We start from the raw sequence: 16,206 nt of genomic DNA, 5'->3' as shown, positions 1-16,206 counted from the left end.
CGTTTCCCTTTACTTCGCGTCCTTCAGGATGCGGTCTGCCCCGATCCAGCCGGTCAGAATCGACGGCGCATTGGTATTGCCGCCAATGAGCGTTGGAAAGACCGAAGCGTCGCAGACGCGCAGGCCCTCGACGCCCCGCACTTTCAGATCAGGATCGACCCCGGAAGTCGCGGGATCGCTGCCCATCCGCACCGTACAGGACGGGTGGAACACCGTTCCCGACCGCGCGCGGAAATCGGCGATCAGGTCTTCGTCGGTCACGACCTCGGGTCCCGGCCGCAATTCTTCGGCGATGAGTGAGCGCATCGGCTCCTCAGCCGCGATTTTTCGCAGGTATTTCACCGCCAAGAGCATCTCTTCGACGTCGTGGTTGGTCGAGAAGGCGTTGGCGACGATCTTCGGTGCCGCAAAGGGATCGGCGGAGTTGAGCGTGATCTCGCCCCGGCTGGTCGGGCGGCAGTTCGACAGGCCGATGGAGAGGCCTGAAAACGGGTCAGGGGTCAGCAGCGGCCGTTCGCCCACCCGCGGGATCAGCGTCGAGAAGGCCTGAAAGTAGAGCTGCATATTGGGGCGGGGCAGGTCGGGCGAGGTGCGGAAGAACCCGCCCGCATGGTTGATCGACTTTGCGAGCGGCCCCCTGCCCCCCATGAAATACTTCATGCCGACCAGCATCTTGCCCCACCACGGGCGCAGGATGTCGTTGTAGGTCGGCACCGTCATCCGCCAAGTGTAGTTAACGCCCTGATGATCGTTGAGGTTCTGCCCGATCTGGGCGTTGTCGGTGATCACTTCGATGCCGTGGCTTTTCAGATGTGCCGCCGGGCCAACGCCCGACAACATCAGTAGTTGCGGCGAGTTGATTGCGCCGCCTGACAGGATCACCTCGCGCCCGGCGCGCGCCTGATGCAGCTTGCCACCCTTGCGGTATTCGACTCCTACGGCCCGCCGCCCTTCGAATAGCACACGGGTTACATGCGCGTGGGTCAGGACGGTCACGTTTGGCCGTTTCATCGCGGGCCGCAGGAAGGCGCGGGCGGCGGAATTGCGCCGCGCCTTGTGGATCGTCATCTGATAGATGCCGACACCTTCCTGCACCGCCCCGTTGAAGTCCTCGTTGCGGGCAAGGCCGGTGGCCTCGGCGGAGCGGATATAGCTTTCGACCAGCGGGTGCAGGTCCCTACGGTTGGCCGAGATGAAGAGGGGGCCGCCCGAGCCGCGAACGTCATTGCCGCCCGCCTCGTTATCCTCGATCGCGCGATACGCTTCGCGCGCGGCATCCCAGCCCCAGCCGGGGCCTGCCTCGGCCGCCCAGTCGTCATAGTCACTCTGATGGCCGCGGATCCAGACCATCGCGTTGATCGAAGACGACCCACCAAGGATCTTGCCCCTAGGCCAGAAGTCCTGATTGCCGGCAAGACCGGGGTCCGGCTCGGTCCTGTACATCCAGTTCACCGCCGGATCAAAGAAGAGCTTGCCGTAGCCCAAGGGCAGGTGAACGTAGAACCTCCGGTCGGAACCGCCTGCCTCCAGCACCAGCACTTTGTGCCGTCCATTCGCCGACAGCCGTTCGGCCAGAACCGAGCCCGCCGACCCCGCGCCAATGATGATGTAATCGAACCCGTCCACGTTCTCCCTCACGCGCAGCACCCCGTCCTGATGCCTCAGGCGGGGTGTGTCTTCATCCCGTTCCGCGACGGGTCAGTGTCGTTTTGCGGTCATTCCAGCCGCGCAGGGAAGCCCGGCGCGCGCAGATCGGTGTCAAGAAGGTCTTCCAGAAGCTTCGCGATCATCGGCGATTGTGCCTCGCCGCCATAGGCGGCTTTCGCGGCGATATAGGTCTGGTTGGTCATGCTCGCCAAGTCCAGCGGGACACCGAATTCCTTGCCGAATTCCAGCGCAAACCCGAGGTCCTTCAGCGCCAGATCGATGTTGAAGGCGATATCGTAGGAGCCGTTGAGGATCAGCGCTCCCTCGGTCTCATGCACGAACGAATTGCCCGACGACGCGGCAATCGCATGCCAGGCCTGCGCCAGATCGAGCCCGCCGCGCTTGGCCAGCATAAGCGCCTCGCCGCAGGCCTTGAGGTGGATGAAGGCCAGCATGTTGGTGATGACCTTGATGATCGAGGAGGAGCCGAGGGGACCCATGTGGAAGACACGGTTGCCCATCGCCTCGAAGGCTTTCCAGTGCAGGTCGACCGTTTCCTTGTCGCCACCCGGAAGCATGGTGATCTCGCCCCGATAGGCAAGGTGGACGCCGCCGGTGACGGGCAGTTCCAGCATCTTGATGCCCTGCGCCTCGGCCACTTTCGCAAAGGCCAGCACATCGTCACGGCCAAGCGTCGACATCTCGATCCAGGTCGCGCCCTTCTTCATCTTCGGCAGGATCTGCGCCAGCACCTTTTCGGTGACCGCCGGTGAGGGCAGGCAGGTGATGACGTGATCGACCGAGGCCGCGACCTCGGCAGCGCTGTCCGCCCATGTCGCGCCCGCCGCGATCAGCGGTTCGGCCAGTTCCTTTTTCAGGTCGGTGACCGTGACCTTGAAGCCCGCTTTCAGCAGGCAGCCCGCGCAGGCCGCCCCGAGATTGCCAAGGCCGATATAGCCGTAATGCATGTTGTTTCCTCCGTAAGCGCCTCAGGCGCCGTATCCGATGATGCCTTTGACCTCGCAGAAGTCGTGAATGCCCCAGTCGGCATATTCACGCCCATTGCCAGATTGCTTGTAGCCGCCGAAGGGCGCGAACGTGTCCCACTCGGGGTAATTGATCTGCACCTGTCCGGTGCGCAGACGCCGCGCCACCGCGCGGGCCTCGGTCAGTTCGCCCTGCACATAGCCGCCAAGGCCATAGACGCTGTCATTGGCCATCGCGACAGCCTCGTCGACGCTATCGTAGGGCAGGATCGCGAGAACCGGGCCAAAGATTTCCTCGCGCGCGATGGTCATGTCCGGGGTGACGCCGCCAAAGATCGTGGGGCGCACGTAATGGCCCCGGTTCATACCGTCTGGCCGCCCCGTCCCACCGGCGACCAGAATCGCGCCCTCGTCAATGCCGGTCTGGATCAGCCCCTGAATCTTCTCGTATTGCGCCCGGCTGACGACCGGCCCGATCGCGGTTTCCGGATCGGCCGGGTCGCCGACGCGCAGGCTCTCGCACTTGGCCTTTGCGATCGCCAAGGCTTCTTTCTCGACCGCGCGTGGCACGAACATCCGAGTCGGCGCGTCACAGCTTTGGCCTGTGTTCGACATGCACGCGTCAACGCCGCCCTCGACCGCCGCTTTAAGATCGGCGGAAGCGAGGATTATATTGGCCGACTTGCCGCCCAGTTCCTGCGCCACGCGCTTGACCGTCGGCGCCGCCGCCTCAGCGACCATGATCCCGGCCCGCGTGGAACCGGTGAAGGATACCATGTCGACCTCCGGGTGCGAGGAAAGCCGCGACCCCACGCCCGGCCCGTCGCCGTTCACAAGGTTGAAGACCCCGGCGGGCACGCCTGCCTCGTCCATGATCTCGGCGAAGACCAGACCTGAAAGGGGCGCGATTTCCGAGGGCTTCAGGACCATGGTGCAGCCAGCAACCAAAGCGGGCGCCACCTTGCAGACGATCTGGTTCATCGGCCAGTTCCAGGGGGTGATCAGGCCCACGACACCAATGGCCTCGCGCTGGATCAGCGTCGTGCCGCGCATCTCTTCCCAGTGGAAGCGTTCGGCGGCCTCGATGGCGGCGGCCAGATGCACGTCTCCCGCCCAGACCTGCGCCGCGCGGGAAAAGCCGATGGGCGCGCCCATTTCGACCGACATCGCCTGAGCGAGGTCTTCGGAGCGGCTCAGATAGACCTCATGCACGCGGCGCAGAAGCGCGATCCGCTCAAAGACGGGCACGGTCGAAAAGGCGGGAAAAGCCGCCCGCGCCGCCAGGACCGCCCGGTCGGCATCCAAGGCCGAACCGATGGCGACCTCACCAAGGATCTCTTCGGTCGCCGGGTTTTCGACCGGCAACCGGTTTGCCCCGGCGCCGGGCAAAACCCATTCGCCGCCAATGTAGAACTGGCCCAACCGCTCCAGAATTTTCATCGCCTTACCGGAAGTAGATGTTGTATTTCGCCCGGATTTTTTGATCGAGGTCCGGGTCGATCAGGCATCCAGCCTTGGACAGGATCTCGTTCTTTCGCGCAATCGCCGCGTCCAGCAGCAGCGGCTTGCCCGCCTCGTTCCATTCCTTCGGGCTCATCCGGTTCGCGACACTCGGATAGATGTATTCCGTCTGCATCAGCTTCAGCGTCTGGTCGGACCCGAGATAGTGGCCGGGCCCCCCGACGCAGACCTGCTTCATCGCTTCGATGGAGGTCGAATCTTCCGTCACGTCGATTCCGCGCACCAACCGCATGGCCTGACCCAGAAGGTCGTCGCCAAGGATCAGGCTTTCGAGGCAGAACCCCAGCAGCGAGGCATGCATGCCCACTGCCTCATAGCACATGTTCAGTCCCGCAAGACCGGCGAGCGCATTGGTGATGCCCTGTTCCCAGCCCGCCTGCATGTCCGGCAGTTTCGAATCCGAAATGCCCGAGGCGGCGCCACCCGGCAGGTTGTAATAGCGGTGCATCTGCGCGCAGCCCGCTGTCAGCAGTGCCTGTTCGGCCGAGCCGCCCGACATGGCGCCGGTGCGCAGGTCGGAAACGAAGGGCCATGTGCCGAAGATCGCGGGCGCGCCCTTCTTCACTGCGTTGACATAGACAACACCGGCAAGGCATTCGGCAACCGCCTGAACGATGGTCAGCGCGATTGGGGCAGGGGCCGTGGCGCCGGCCTGACCGGCCGACAAGAGCAGCACCGGCATACCGCGCCGGATGCAATCCTCCATCACGATGCAGCTTTCCTCGGCAAACTTCATCGGCGGCACGACGAAACAGTTGGAGTTCGACACGAAAGGCCGCTCGAGCCATTTCTCCTCGCCGCCCGCGACCATGTGAATGAGGTCGAAGCACTTGGCGACATGGGAGGGATCGCTGAACGAGGTGCCGACATGCTTCTTCGTGCCCGCAAGCGAGCCATAAAGCGTGTTGAGGTCCATCTCCTGATTGTCGACCACATCGCGGCAGACCATGGTCCGCTGATAGAAATGGATATTGTCGAGATTGTCGACCAGCCGCGCCGCGTCATAAAGGTCCTGTGCTGTGGACTCGCGGTAGTCGAGTGTCACCGGATCGACGATATGCACCGCCGCCCCCGCCGTGCCGTAATGCACCTTCGTGCCCGACAGATGCAGGTCATGCTTTGGATCGCGGGCGCAAAGCGTGATGTCGCGCGCGGCGACCGCCAGCATGTCCTCGACCAGCGCGCGGGGAAACCGGATGCGGCCATCGTCGCCAAGAACCGCACCCGCGCCGGTCATCGCCTCAATGCCCGAGGCAGGGGCCTGCGACAGGCCGATGACTTCCAATGCCTCCAGCGCCGCCTGATGGATCTTCTCCACACCCGCTTCGGTCAGCGGCTTGTACTGGCCGCCCGACATCCCCGCGCGCACCGGCCGGATCGCATCCGACAGCGGTGCGGCCCGTGCCGCCCGCCGCGCCTCGCGTCCGCCTGCCCGTGCCGCGCGCCGCGGCTCGCAATTCATGGCTTCATCCGACATTGCCGCTCTCCCTAAAAGCCATTGGCTTCTTCTGTTCAGAAATACTCTCCGGGGGTCCGGGGGTGGAAAACCCCCGGCCGCTCAATCACATCCGCACACGTTCGGATTTCGGGTCATACATCGGCGCCAGCGAGGCCTCGGCCTTCACCCGGCGGCCCGCCACCTCGACCTCATAATCCGACGCCAGCACATCGGCGGCGCTTTCGCCCTTGCAGGGCACATAGCCCATGCCGATGGCGGCCCCCAGATGGTGGCCATAGGCGCCCGACGAGAGGTAACTGACGATCTTGCCGTCGCGGATCAGCGGTTCGTTGTGATAGACCATCACGCCGGGTTCGGTCAGCCTGAACTGCACCATGCGCTTCTCAAGCCCCGCCTCCTTCTTCCGCAACACCGCATCGCGGCCGATGAAATCGGGCTTCGCGGTCTTCACGGCAAAACCGAGGCCCGCCTCCAGCACATGATCCTCGCAGGTGATGTCATGGCCGAAATGGCGGAACGCCTTCTCGATCCGGCAGCTATCCATCATGTGCATGCCGCAGAGCTTCAGACCCATGCCTTGCCCCGCTTCCCAGAGCGTCTCGAAGGCATGACCGCACATGTCGGAGGAGACATAGATCTCCCACCCCAGCTCGCCGACATATGAGACGCGGTGCACCCGGGCGAGGCCCATGCCCAGCTCGATCTCCTGCGCCGTGCCGAAGGGGTTCACCTCATTCGAGAAATCGTTGGGGCTGACCGCCTGCATGAGTTTCCGCGCATTCGGCCCCATCACCGCCAGCACGCCTTCACTCGCCGTCACATCGGTGATCACGACGTTGAAATCGCCGATATGGCGGCGCATCCAGGCCTGATCCTTGGGCCGGGTCACTGCGGGGGTGACGACCAGATAGGCGGTCTCGGAAAGCCGCGTCACGGTCACGTCGGCCTCGATCCCGCCCGTCTTGTTCAGGAACTGGGTATAGACGATCTTGCCGGGTGCCACCGACATGTCGGCGCCCGAGATATGGTTCAGGTAAGCCTCGGCATCGCGCCCTTCGACCCGGATCTTGCCGAAGGAGGACATGTCATACATGCCGACATTGGTGCGCACCGCCTTGTGCTCGGCTGCCTGATTGCCGAACCAGTTCTGCGGCCCCCAGCTGTACTGATATTCCCGCTCTTGCCCTTCGTTCGCGAACCAGTTCGCCCGTTCCCAGCCGCCGATCTCGCCGAAAACTGCCCCCTGCGCGTCCAGATGCGCGTGGAAGGGCGTCCGCCGCACGCCGCGCGCGGTGGCCTTCTGGCGATAGGGGTAATGGTCGGCGTAAAGGAGGCCCAGCGTTTCCTTGGAGCGCTCGAATAGGTAGTGCTTGTTGCCCTGAAACGGCTGGTTGCGGCCCACGTCCACATCGCCGAGGTCGAAGGGTTTCTCGCCCGTCTCCATCCATTCGGCCAAGGCCATGCCCGCGCCTCCGGCGGACTGGATGCCGATGGAGTTGAACCCGGCGGCAACCCAGAAATTGTCCACCTCCAGCGACAGGCCAAGATTGTAGGCGTCGTCGGGCGTGAAGCTTTCCGGCCCGTTGAAGAAGGTGTGGATGCCAGCTTCGGCCAGCATCGGCAGACGCTCGACTGCGCGTTCTAGGATCGGTTCGAAATGGTCGAAATCCTCGGGCAACTGGTCAAAACAGAAATCGTCGGAAATGCCGTTCATGCCCCAGGGCTTGGCGTTCGGTTCAAACGCGCCCAAGAGGTACTTGCCCGCATCTTCCTTATAATAGGCGCATTCATCCGGCACCCGCAGCACCGGCATCTGGGTCAGACCGGGGATCGCCTCGGTCACGATGTAGAAATGCTCGCAGGCATGCAAGGGCACATTGACGCCCGCCATGCGGCCGACCTCATGGCCCCACATCCCGGCGCAGTTTACGATGTGATCGGCCTCGATCACGCCCTGTTCGCCGTTCTGTTCCCAGGACACCGACTTCGCCCGGCGGCCTTCGACCTTGATGCCGGTCACCTTTACACCCTCGGCCACCACGGCACCGCGCTGGCGGGCGCCCTTGGCGAGAGCGAGCGCGATGTTCGCCGGGTCGCCCTGACCGTCCGTGGGCAGCCAGACCCCGGCCTTCACACCCTCGATGTTCAGATGCTGGTAGCGGTCCTTGACCTCCTGCGGCGACAGTTCCTCAACCGGAACGCCAAAGGCGCGGGCCATCGACGCCCCACGGAACAACTCCTCTTTCCGCGCATCGGTCAGCGCGACGGAAATAGACCCTACCTGCTTGAAGCCGGTCGCAAGCCCGGTCTCGGTCTCCAGCCCGCCATAGAGATCGGCGGAGTATTTGGCGAGCTTGGTCATGTTGGCCGAGGCGCGCAACTGGCCGATCAGGCCCGCCGCATGCCAGGTCGTGCCACAGGTCAACTGCTTGCGCTCCAGAAGCACAACATCCTTCCAGCCAAGCTTGGTCAGGTGATAGGCCACCGAACAGCCGACGACACCGCCGCCGATGATGACCACGCGGGCCTTTGAGGGTAGCTGGGACATTTAAGTCTTCTCCTGGGGAATGAGCACAAGTTTGCCGGGATACTTGCCCGACTGAAGGTCTTCCTGCGCGGCCACAATCTCGCGCAGTGGGTAGGTCTTTGAGACAAGCGGGCGGAGCGCGCCGGAATTGATGATGTCTGCGAGACCCGCGAAAGTGTCGCCGGACTGGTGCGAGCAGCCGAAGATCGTCAGGTCATGGAGGTAGATAGTCCTGAGATCTGCCTCGACCATCGGCCCCGCGATCGCGCCCGACGTGGCGTAGCGGCCGCCGGGGCGCAATGCGTCCAGCCGCTGCATCCAGCGCGAACCACCGACAATGTCGATCACCACGTCGAAGGATGCGGCGTCAAGATCGGCTTCGCGGTCGATCACCGCGGCACCGGTGGCCCGCACATGGGCCGACTTGGCAGCAGAAGATTGCGCCGTCACCTGTGCCCCGCACAGCAGGGCCAGTTGCACGGCGGCATAGCCGACGCCGCCAGACGCACCGGTGATGAGTACGCGGTCGCCCGACGCGACGCCGGACCGGGTCAGCAGGTTATGTGCCGTACCGTAAGCGCAGGGCATGGCCCCGATTTCAATATCCGACAGGGGCGAGGGGGTCACGTCGTAGAGATGACGGGCCGGGACGCAGCAATACTCGGCGAACGCGCCGTCGTATTCAGAGCCGATCGCCACGAAGCCCATCGGATTGTCCGGGGTCGGTTCGGCCTGGTTGACCGGGCAGATCACCCGCGCGCCAATCTCGAGACCTTCCACACCCTCGCCAAGCGCCACAACGCGACCGCAAAGGTCACCGCCTTGAATGCGGGGAAAGTGAAGCGCGCCGCCCCATCCGCCGCCCTCGGCGTCCTCGTTGCGGGCATACCAGCCGACGCGGGTATTGATGTCCGTCGGGTTCACGCCGGCGGCCAGAACCTTGACCAACACCTCGCCCTTGCCGGGGTGCGGCACCGGAATGCTGTCCGACCATGCAAGCATTTCCGGGCCGCCATGGCCGGTCAGCTGCACGCCGAACATCGTGGATGGGACAGACATTGCGCCTTCCTTCCGCAGGATGGTTCAGGCCCGGATCCGGGCGTTTTCGGGATCCCAGAGCGGCTGGTCGGGCTGCACCACCGCGCGGCAGCGTTCTCCGTAGATCTCGACCTCCAGCTCGGTCCCCGGCACCGCCAGATCGGCCCGCACCATGCCGAGAGCGACCGAGGCGTTCACTCGGTAACCCCATGCGCCGGACGTGGTTTCGCCGACGACCTTGCCGTCATGCCAGAGCGTCGACATGTAGGGCGCGTCGCAATCCTTGGCGTCGACGATGAGCGTGACGAAGCTTTTCTTTACCCCGCGCTGCTTTTCCGCCAGAAGCGCGGCCTTGCCGGTGAAATCCTGCGGCTTGTCGAACCTGACGAAGCGTTCCAGCCCGCCTTCCAGCAGTGAATAATCGGTCGACAGATCGCCCTTCCACGCGCGGTAGCCCTTTTCGATGCGCAAGCTGTTCAACGCCCACATGCCGAAGGGTTTCGCCCCACCCGCCAGCACCGCGTCATAGATCTCGGGCATCTCGGCGTTTTCGGCATGCACCTCCCAGCCGAGTTCGCCTGCGAAGGAAACACGGATCAGGAAGGCCTTCCTGCCCGCGACCGTCGCGTGCTGATGGGTCAGCCAGCCCATGGAGAGGTCGGCGTCCGAGATGCCTGCCAGAAGATCGCGCGATTTCGGCCCGGCGATGATCAGGCAGTCACGCTCCGTCGTCGTTTCGCGCACCGTCACGCCCTCGGGCACCGAATTGCGGATCAGTTCGCCGTCATGCCACTGCGCGGTGGCCGCCGTGATCAGGACAAAACTGTTTTCCGCAAGCCGGATGCACGAAAGCTCGGTCAGGATGCGGCCGCGCTTGTCGGCGACATAAATCAGGTTCATCCGCCCGACCTTTGGAATGCCGCCGGTGCAGAAGCCGCGCAACCAGTCGTCGGCACCTTCGCCCTGCACCCAGAAGCGCGAAAAGCCCGGCAGGTTCAGGACGCCGACGCTGTCACGCACCGCCTCGCATTCTTCCTTGATCCGCTGCTCCCAAGGGCCCGAACGGCCCCAGGTATGCGTCGCCGCCTCAGAGGTGTCGTCGCCCGGCTGTGCGAACCAGTTGGCCCGTTCCCAGCCGTTATAGGCCCCCATCTGGCCGCCAAGCTCCTTGATCTTGTCATGGACCGGGGAAACCTTGCGGTCGGGTGCGGCGGGCCAGCGGTGCCAGGGGAAATGCATGGCATATTCGTTGCCGTACACTTCCTTTCCCTTTTCGATGCAATACTCGCGGTCGGTATAATCGGTGTAGCGGCGCGGATCGCAGGACCACATGTCCCACTCCGTGCAGCCCTCGGTGATCCACTCGGCCAGCACCTTGCCCGCCCCGCCGCCCTGGGCGATGCCGAACGTGAAGACACAGGCTTCGAACGCGTTCGGCACGCCGGGCATTGGACCGATCAACGGGTTGCCATCGGGAGCGTATGGGATGGGCCCGTTGATGATGCGGCTGATACCGGCCGTCCCGGCGAGCGGCACGCGTTCCATCGCATCCGCGACAATCTCCTCGATCCGGTCGAGATCGTCGGGGTAAAGCTGGAACGAGAAATCGTCCGGCATCGGGTCGGACGGGTTGACCCAGTGCGCCTTGCAGTTCGGCTCATAGGGTCCGATGTTGAAGCCGCCCTTTTCCTGCCGCAGGTAATAGGACACGTCCACATCGCGCAGCAGCGGCAGCTTGTGGCCGACTTCCTTTGACCATGCCTCGATCTCCGGCACCTGCTCGGTCAGGACATATTGATGGCTCATCACCATCATCGGCACGGTGCGCCCGCCATAGGGCTTGAACCACTCGCCGACCTTCTGGGCGTAATAGCCTGCGGCATTGACCACGTATTCGCAGCGGATATCGCCCTTCTCCGTATGGACGATCCATTCGCCGTTCTCGCGGCTGACACCGGTCGCGGGCGTGAAGCGCAGGATCTTTGCGCCCATATCGCGCGCGCCCTTGGCCAAGGCCTGCGTCAGCTGCGCGGGGTCGATGTCGCCGTCGGCCGGGTCATAGAGCGCACCGGCCAGATCGTGGGTCTCGATGAAGGGATACTTGCCCTTGATCTCGTCAACGCCCAGCACCTCAAGGTTCATACCCTGATAGAGGCCCATGCCCTTGGCGCGCTGAAACTCCTGCATCCGCTCCTTCGAATGCGCAAGGCGGACCGAGCCGGTGACATGGTAATTCATCGGATAGTCGACCTCGGCGCCAAGGCGCGAGTAGAGTTCGGTCGAATAGCGCTGCATGTTCATGATCGACCACGAGGTCGAAAAGGTCGGCACGTTGCCCGCCGCGTGCCAAGTCGAACCGGCGGTCAGTTCGTTCTTTTCCAGAAGCACGCAATCGGTCCATCCGGCCTTGGCCAGATGGTAGAGGGATGAGACGCCGACGGCGCCGCCCCCGATGATCACCACACGCGCTGTCGAAGGAATCCCGGCCATCTCGCTCTCCCTGAAATGTGGCCGGAGTATTGACGCAGGGAGGCGCCACTTTCAATTCGTGAGGTCACGACTTATTAATCGGCACATCCGATTAGAGGGGCGCTAATGTCCACGACTTCTTATGACCGATCCAAACGTGTCGCGGGAGCCGGCGGCGGTCTGGTCTGGGTTCAGCGAACGGATAAAAGACAGGATTGGCAGCGTGGAATTCGTTGCGGGGAGGCAGCCGGATGCAGATCGAACTGATCGAAACCTTCCTTGATCTGAGCGAAACGCGCAGCTTCAACCGCACCGCCGACCGGCTCGGTGTTACGCAATCGACGGTGTCGGGCCGGGTGAAGGCGCTGGAAGCCGCTTTGGGCCACCGGCTGTTCATCCGGTCGCGCGCAGGCACCGAACTGACGACCGAGGGGCTGCGCTTCGTCCCCCATGCCCGGACGCTGCAGCACGACTGGACCGAGGCGCGGTATGCGATCCGCGATCTCGGCAGCGGGGCGGTGACGGTCAGGGTGGGCATTCAGGCCGATCTCGTCGGCATCCATTTTTCCGAACTCATTCGCGACTTTCGCGCGACACTGCCCGAGGCTGCCTTCCTGTTCGAGGCCGACTATTCCGCGCAAATGAGTTCGGACCTTGCGACCGGGATCGAGGATATCGCGATCCTTTTTACTCCCCGCTTCCACCCGGATCTCTATTTCGAGACGCTGGGTGAGATTCGCTATCTGATGGTCTCGACCGAAACCGACCGCCTGTCAGAGGTTCGACGAGAGACCTACATCATGCCGCATTTCTCGGATGCCTTGCCGCGGATCCATGCGAACCTTCTGCCAGAGCTTGCCAAGACGAGCCTGTCCATCGGCCAGAACGCCGCGATGGTGTCGCTATTGGAAACCATGGGCGGCACGGCCTACGTCCTTCGCGATTCCGCCGAAAAGCTGCAACGTGCCGGGACTTGCCGTCTGGTCGCGGATGCGCCGCCGATCCTGTTGCCGATCTATGCAGGCTTCCACATCCGCAACCGCCACCGGCCCCTCCACCGGCGCCTGTTACAGATCCTGCGGACACATTTTGGGCCGGTAGAGCGGCAGACTGCGCGTCGGCGGGTTTGACACAATACAGTCGTGTGTCAGCCGATCGTATTTTCGGCTTTCAAGAACGTAGCTGCCGTCAAGGGGGAAGGTCCTTCGCCCGGCTTGTGTTGCGCATGGGGCAATGTCCGAAAATGGCCGATCCCAAACAACACGGTTTCGCAGCGTGCCAAGCATTCTGAAGGGGTGGAGCCGGCGCTCTGCACGGAAGTGTTTCCGGCAGGATCAAGCGGCAGCGGGTTCAGACCCGGAATGACCGGGCGAGGCTGTCGGCGGCGTTGACCAGTAGCGCCATGTCGAGGCCAACCGCGACGAAGCCTGCGCCGCGGGTGACGGCTGTGCGGCCAAAGTCGGGGTCGAGCGAGAGAAGGCCCGCGGGTTTGCCGATGGCATTGAGCCGGTCAATGGCGGACAGGATCGCCGCGCGCACCTCGGGATGGCCCGGTTCACCGAGATGGCCCATGGAGGCTGCGAGGTCCGAGGGGCCGATGAAGATCGCATCGACCCCGTCAACGCAAGCGATCTCCTCCAGCCGCTCCATGGCTGCGGCGGTTTCGACCTGCAGGATCAGGCAGATTTCATCGTCGGCGCGTTTGGCATAGTCGCGGATTCGGCCATAACCGGCCGCCCGCATCGTGCCCGCAACGCCGCGCGCGCCCCTAGGCGGATAGCGCACCGCCGCAACGGCGGAGGCGGCCTCGTCCGCCGACTGGATCTGTGGCAGGATCAGGGTCTGGGCGCCCTGATCGAGATGACGCTTGATCAGCGCGGTGTCGTTCACCACGGGGCGGACGATGCAATCGGTCGGGTGGGGTGCAGCGGCCTGCAGGAGCGACAGGATCTGGCTGACCTCGACCGAGGTATGTTCGGTGTCGAGCACCATCCAGTCGAAACCCGCGCCCGCCAGCGCCTCCACCGCCATCGCGTCGGGGATCGTGGACCAGAGCCCGTAAAGCGTCTCGCCCGCCTGCAGGCGGCGCTTGAAGCGGTTCGGGGCGAGCTCCGTCACGCCTTCACCAGACGGGCGGCGCGTTCGATGGCAAAGGCATAGCCCTGCACGCCCGCCCCGGCGATAACCGCGTCAGCGCGGCCGGAGACATAGGAATGGTGCCGGAACGGCTCGCGCTTGTGGATGTTCGAGATATGGACCTCGATCACCGGTCCTTCGAAGGCCGAGAGCGCATCGAGGATCGCGACCGAGGTATGGGTGAAGGCGCCGGGATTGATGACGACGGCGGAGGCGGTGCCGCGCGCGCCCTGGATCCAGTCGATCAGCTCGTATTCGCGGTTCGACTGGCGGCATTCGGCGGTCAGGCCATGGACCTTGGCCGTCGCGGCGCAGAGCGCCTCGACATCGGCGAGCGTTTCATGCCCGTAGATCGTCGGCTCGCGGGTGCCGAGCAGGTTCAGATTGGGGCCGTTGAGAACGAGGATCGGCTGCATGGTTGACGGGTCCAGATTTGCGGGCTGCGGCGATGATGGTCGAAAGCATGTGTGCCTGCAACGGTCCGGGAGCGCGGCAGAGGCGGATGTTGCCGAGTTGCCGCCCGGTTCCGACCTATTCTGCGGCTGTATCGGTGCGCGCCTCGTCCTCGGCAATCTCTGCGCGGGTCTTCGCGTGGCGGCTGAGCAGGGCGGCCTCAAGCTCCCGGTTCAGTTCCTTGGCGCGGGCGATGTATTCGGCGTTCTTTTCGGTCGGGACGCCGGGTTTCCACACCTCGGCAAGCTCGCGTACGGCGGCGCGGTCCATCTTGAAGAAGGTCTTCTCCATCTCGCGCGCCTCGTATTCCGACAGGCCCACATTCTCCAGCACATAGCGGCCTATCCGCAGTGCGCCGTCGAAATACTCGCGCACGATGTCATCGGCACCCGCCCGGTAGAGTTCGAAGACATGTTCGCGGTCGCGCGCGCGGACGATGATATGCAGGTCGTCTCGCTGGCGGCGGGCATAGGCCACAAGTCGGGTCGCCGCGTCACGGTCGTCGAGGCAGACAACGAGAACGCTCGCCTGTGCCAGCCCCGCCGCGCGCAGAAGCTCGGGACGGGTGGGGTCGCCGACATAGCCCTTGAACCCGAATTTCCTTAGAAGCTGGATCACCTTCAGATCGTGATCGAGAACCGTGGTGTGAATGCCCGACATCGTCACCATGCGGTTCACGACCTGCCCGAAGCGCCCCACGCCGGCGATGATGACGGGCTGCTGTTCATCGATCTCGTCGGCCTCGTGGGTTTCGCCTTCATCCTTCATCCGCTTGGCCAGCACGTCGTGCAGGATGAAGGCGAGGGGCGTGAGGAACATCGAGAGAGCGATGACGAGCAGAAGTTCCCCTGCAAGTGCATTCGGCAGGATGCGCTGCTTGACGGCGAAGGCGGTGAGCACGAAGCCGAATTCACCCGCCTGGGCAAGGCCGAGGGTGAAGAGCCACTGATTGCGGCCCTTGAGCTTGAAGAGCTTGCCGAGACCGTAAAGCACCGCGCCCTTGGCGACCATGAGGGCAAGCGCGAGTGCGGCGATTCTGACTGGCTGCGTCAGCAGCGTGTCGACATCGATGCCCGCGCCGACGGTGATGAAGAAGAGGCCGAGCAGCAGGCCCTTGAAGGGGGCGATGTCGGATTCGATCTCGTGCTTGAATTCGGAGTTGGCGAGGACAACACCCGCGAGGAAGGCGCCGAGTGCGGGTGAGAGGCCGACCATCAGCATGAGCGTGGCGATGGTCACGACGATCATGAGCGCGAGCGCGGTATTGACCTCGCGCAGCCGGGCCCGGTGAACAAAGCTGTAAAGCGGCCGGATCACATAATGCCCGGCAAGAACCACGGCGGCGACGGCACCGAGCGTCACCAGCGTCACGCCCCAGCCCGGAAGCTGCTGCAGGAAGGGCAAGGCGGCATGGCTTTCGGCCGCCTGCGCCTTTGCGAGTGCACGCGCGCCGGGCAGCGCCAAAAGCGGCAGGAAGGCCAGCATCGGGATGACGGCGATATCCTGCATGAGCAGCACGGAGAAGGCGCTGCGCCCGCCCTGTGTCGGCATGAGGCTTTTCTCGGACAGGGTTTGCAGCACGATCGCGGTCGAGGACAGCGACAGGATGATTCCGAGCGTCAGCGAAATGCGCCAACTTTGGCCAAGGGCCAGCGCGCCAAGTGTGACGACAAGCGCCGTCACCACGATTTGCAGCCCTCCAAGGCCCAGAAGCCGATCGCGCATGCTCCACAGAGCGCGCGGTTCCAGTTCTAGCCCGATGAGGAAGAGCATCATCACCACGCCGAACTCGGCAAAATGCTGAAGGTCCTTGGTTTCCGATCCGACAAACCCGAAGACCGGGCCAATGACGATCCCGGCGACGAGGTAGCCCAAGACCGACCCGAGCCCGAGGCGTGAGGCGACGGGCACCGCCAACACCACGGCGATCAGATAAAGCGAAGCCTGAAACAGAAAACTTTCCATGAAAT

General features: G+C 63.9%; 11 protein-coding genes. 1 reads left to right on the top strand and 10 read right to left on the bottom strand.

Going from position 1 to position 16,206, the window contains the following annotated elements; genetic code table 11:
- Positions 1 to 9 precede the first annotated feature (9 nt).
- From OEZ71_RS04530 to OEZ71_RS04500, 7 genes are all read right to left on the bottom strand, one after another.
- On the bottom strand, positions 10 to 1,638 hold the full coding sequence (locus tag OEZ71_RS04530) for a GMC family oxidoreductase (protein WP_263738722.1): 1,629 nt from the start codon (positions 1,636 to 1,638) through the stop codon (positions 10 to 12).
- A gap of 77 nt (positions 1,639 to 1,715) precedes the next feature.
- Positions 1,716 to 2,615 (bottom strand): NAD(P)-dependent oxidoreductase, encoded by a 900-nt coding sequence (locus tag OEZ71_RS04525; protein WP_263738721.1) that lies wholly within the window; start codon positions 2,613 to 2,615, stop codon positions 1,716 to 1,718.
- A 21-nt stretch (positions 2,616 to 2,636) separates the two neighbouring features.
- Complete coding sequence (locus OEZ71_RS04520; protein ID WP_263738720.1) at positions 2,637 to 4,073, bottom strand: aldehyde dehydrogenase family protein; 1,437 nt, start codon at positions 4,071 to 4,073, stop codon at positions 2,637 to 2,639.
- A 4-nt stretch (positions 4,074 to 4,077) separates the two neighbouring features.
- A complete protein-coding gene (locus OEZ71_RS04515) occupies positions 4,078 to 5,631 on the bottom strand; it encodes a trimethylamine methyltransferase family protein (RefSeq protein WP_263738719.1) in 1,554 nt (517 codons plus the stop codon).
- An 85-nt stretch (positions 5,632 to 5,716) separates the two neighbouring features.
- Complete coding sequence (locus OEZ71_RS04510; RefSeq protein ID WP_263738718.1) at positions 5,717 to 8,161, bottom strand: GcvT family protein; 2,445 nt, start codon at positions 8,159 to 8,161, stop codon at positions 5,717 to 5,719.
- The gene (locus OEZ71_RS04505; protein ID WP_263738717.1) at positions 8,162 to 9,199 is read right to left on the bottom strand and encodes an alcohol dehydrogenase catalytic domain-containing protein; all 1,038 of its coding nucleotides are present in this window, start codon (positions 9,197 to 9,199) and stop codon (positions 8,162 to 8,164) included. It lies immediately after the preceding gene.
- A gap of 24 nt (positions 9,200 to 9,223) precedes the next feature.
- On the bottom strand, positions 9,224 to 11,668 hold the full coding sequence (locus tag OEZ71_RS04500; protein ID WP_263738716.1) for a GcvT family protein: 2,445 nt from the start codon (positions 11,666 to 11,668) through the stop codon (positions 9,224 to 9,226).
- Between the two features lie 230 nt (positions 11,669 to 11,898).
- Here OEZ71_RS04500 and OEZ71_RS04495 point away from each other — a divergent pair, with 230 nt between their 5' ends.
- Complete coding sequence (locus OEZ71_RS04495) at positions 11,899 to 12,777, top strand: LysR family transcriptional regulator (protein WP_263738715.1); 879 nt, start codon at positions 11,899 to 11,901, stop codon at positions 12,775 to 12,777.
- Between the two features lie 220 nt (positions 12,778 to 12,997).
- On the opposite strand, the gene OEZ71_RS04490 is transcribed toward OEZ71_RS04495, so the two are convergent.
- The 3 genes from OEZ71_RS04490 to OEZ71_RS04480 all read right to left on the bottom strand — a co-directional run bounded on the left by OEZ71_RS04490 (position 12,998) and on the right by OEZ71_RS04480 (position 16,201).
- Positions 12,998 to 13,765, bottom strand: coding sequence for an HpcH/HpaI aldolase family protein (locus OEZ71_RS04490; protein ID WP_263738714.1), 768 nt, complete (start codon positions 13,763 to 13,765; stop codon positions 12,998 to 13,000).
- The gene (gene aroQ, locus OEZ71_RS04485; RefSeq protein WP_263738713.1) at positions 13,762 to 14,199 is read right to left on the bottom strand and encodes a type II 3-dehydroquinate dehydratase; all 438 of its coding nucleotides are present in this window, start codon (positions 14,197 to 14,199) and stop codon (positions 13,762 to 13,764) included. Before aroQ ends, OEZ71_RS04490 begins: the two co-directional genes overlap by 4 nt.
- 115 nt (positions 14,200 to 14,314) lie before the next feature.
- A complete protein-coding gene (locus OEZ71_RS04480; protein ID WP_263738712.1) occupies positions 14,315 to 16,201 on the bottom strand; it encodes a monovalent cation:proton antiporter-2 (CPA2) family protein in 1,887 nt (628 codons plus the stop codon).
- Positions 16,202 to 16,206 lie beyond the last annotated feature (5 nt).

It is taken from the genome of Albidovulum litorale (assembly GCF_025751495.1).
GTDB lineage: Bacteria > Pseudomonadota > Alphaproteobacteria > Rhodobacterales > Rhodobacteraceae > Albidovulum > Albidovulum litorale.
Note: the sequence above shows the minus strand (reverse complement) of the source record. Positions and strands in the feature narration are given on the sequence as shown.